Annotated in this window: 3 protein-coding genes and 1 pseudogene; 3 read left to right on the top strand and 1 reads right to left on the bottom strand. The window is 61.2% G+C overall.

The features are described from left to right. Window positions 1-30: 30 nt before the first annotated feature. Window positions 31-720, bottom strand: a complete 690-nt coding sequence (locus tag ACT67G_RS11875) for a FadR/GntR family transcriptional regulator (protein WP_325247913.1) — start codon at window positions 718-720, stop codon at window positions 31-33. 183 nt (window positions 721-903) lie between these two features. Here ACT67G_RS11875 and ACT67G_RS11870 point away from each other — a divergent pair, with 183 nt between their 5' ends. The 3 genes and pseudogenes from ACT67G_RS11870 to ACT67G_RS11860 all read left to right on the top strand — a co-directional run. Continuing rightward, on the top strand, window positions 904-1,584 hold the full coding sequence (locus ACT67G_RS11870) for a hypothetical protein (RefSeq protein ID WP_326215968.1): 681 nt from the start codon (window positions 904-906) through the stop codon (window positions 1,582-1,584). Window positions 1,585-1,618: 34 nt separating this feature from the next. Beyond that, on the top strand, window positions 1,619-1,831 hold the full coding sequence (locus ACT67G_RS11865) for a 4Fe-4S dicluster domain-containing protein (RefSeq protein WP_325247916.1): 213 nt from the start codon (window positions 1,619-1,621) through the stop codon (window positions 1,829-1,831). 18 nt (window positions 1,832-1,849) lie between these two features. Beyond that, window positions 1,850-2,174: pseudogene (locus ACT67G_RS11860) on the top strand (3-methyl-2-oxobutanoate dehydrogenase subunit beta); the annotation flags it as partial.

Genomic DNA, 2,174 nt, shown 5'->3' with positions numbered 1-2,174 from the left:
ATCCCCTTTTTGGATGCGGTACGGAGATGCTTACGCCTCATGGAGAGTGTTGATGAGGTGCTTGATGTGGATGCTCATGGCATGGCGGGCCCCCACCTCGTCCCGCCGCAGCAGAAACTCCAGGATCAGCTGATTGTCCCGGACGGCGATGTCCTGCATCTGCTGGCGGTTTTCCGTGATCTGAAGGATCTCGTTGACGGCACTGTTGATGATGGGGTACAGGCGGCGCATATACTCGTTGTGGGACGCCCGGATCAGCGCCATGTGGAATTCCTGATCCGCCAGGGGCCAGTCCCCCCCGGCGGCGGCAATGCGCTCCATCCGGTCCGCTTTCTTCTGGATCTGACGCAGCTCCTCGTCCGTGGCCCGCTGACAGGCCATGGCCACGGTGGCGGGCTCGAAAATCAGCCGCATCTCAAAAAGATCCTTGGCCCGCACCCGGGAGCGCAGGCTGGAGAGGGCCGTGAGATCCATGGCCTGGGTGGGCAGCGTCTGGGCCACAAAGGTGCCCTTGCCCCGGCGGATCTCCAGCACGCCCTGGGCCACCAGAAAGGAGATGGCCTCCCGCAACGTGGTGCGGCTGACCTGCAGCGCGTCACTGAGTTCATTTTCATTGGGCAGCTTGCTGCCCGGGGCATAGCGGCCCTCGTCCACGATCATGTCGTACAGCCGCTCCGCTGTCTGTTCCGACAGCTTGATCTTCTTCGTTCCGGCACTCATGGCCGATCAACCTCCCTTCCCGCGGCCGCTGCCGCGGTTATTTTTCCCACAGCCCCCCAAAAGGGCCGGATGCACTTGACATCATATCTTAATTGGGGTACAATGACATCATACAACAGAAAAAGAAATAATACAACTTCCAATTTCCAACAAATCGAAAAAATTTTGAGAGGTGACCGACCCTTGAATGCCTTGGACATTTGCCGGCACCGGGTCTCCATCATCACCGGCCACTACGGCACCGGAAAGACCGAGTTCGCCGTGAATCTGGCCCTGAAGATGGCGGAGGAAGGCGCCGGCGTGATGCTGGCGGATCTGGACATCGTCAATCCCTACTTCCGCTCCCGGGAGCGCAAGAAGATGCTGGAAGCGGCCGGCGTGCGGGTGATCTCCTCCTCCCAGGAGTGTTCCGACGCCGACGTGCCGGCCCTGCCGGCGGAGCTTTTGACCATCCTGGAAAACCGGGAGATCCGGGGCGTGCTGGACATCGGCGGCGACCCGGTAGGAGCCCGGGTGCTGGCCCGGTTCCAGCCCAAGATCGTCCGGGAGGACTACCAGCTCATCTATGTGCTCAACGCCAACCGCCCGGAGGTCCGGGAGCCGGAGAGCGCCGTGGCGTACCTGCGGGGCATTGAGGCGGTGACAGGCCTCACCTGCGGCGGCATCATCAACAACACCCACCTGTGCGGCGAGACCACGCCGGAGGAGATCCGCAAGGGCGCCCGCCTGGCAGGGACCGTCTCAGAGCAGACCGGGATTCCGGTTTTGTGCCATGTGGCGGAGAACCGCTTCGCCGGAGAATTGTCAGACCTTTCGGGACCTGTATTCCCGATCACCATTAAAATGAAAAAGCCGTGGGAATGACCCCGGCCAAAGGGGAAAGGAGGACCACACCATCATGACTGCCAAGGTAACCTTTGATTCCGACCACTGCAAGGGCTGTGAGCTCTGCACCACCGTGTGCCCCAAACACATTGTCGCCATCGATCAGAGCGTCATCAACCGCAAGGGCTATCATCCCGCCCACGTAACGGACATTACGGCGTGCATTGCCTGCGCCAGCTGCGCCAAGATCTGCCCTGACTCCATCATCACCGTGGAAAAATTCTGAAAAAGGAGGTCGTCAACCGTGGAAAAAGAACTTTGGAAAGGCAACGAAGCCATTGCCGAGGCTGCCATCCGTGCCGGATGTGACTGTTTCTTCGGCTATCCCATCACCCCCCAGAGCGAAGTGCCTGAGTATATGTCCGCCCACCTGCCCAAGGCCGGCGGCGTGTTCGTCCAGTCCGAGTCTGAGGTAGCCGCCATCAACATGGTGTACGGCGCCGCCGGCTCCGGTATGCGGGCCATGACCTCCTCCTCCTCCCCGGGCATCAGCCTCAAGCAGGAGGGCATCACCTACATCGCCGGCGCCGAGCTGCCCTGCGTCATCGTCAACTGCATGCGCGGCGGCC

It is taken from the genome of Dysosmobacter sp., assembly GCF_052306735.1.
In the GTDB taxonomy this organism is placed as follows: Bacteria; Bacillota; Clostridia; order Oscillospirales; family Oscillospiraceae; genus Oscillibacter.
This window is presented reverse-complemented; position numbering and strand designations above follow the sequence as displayed.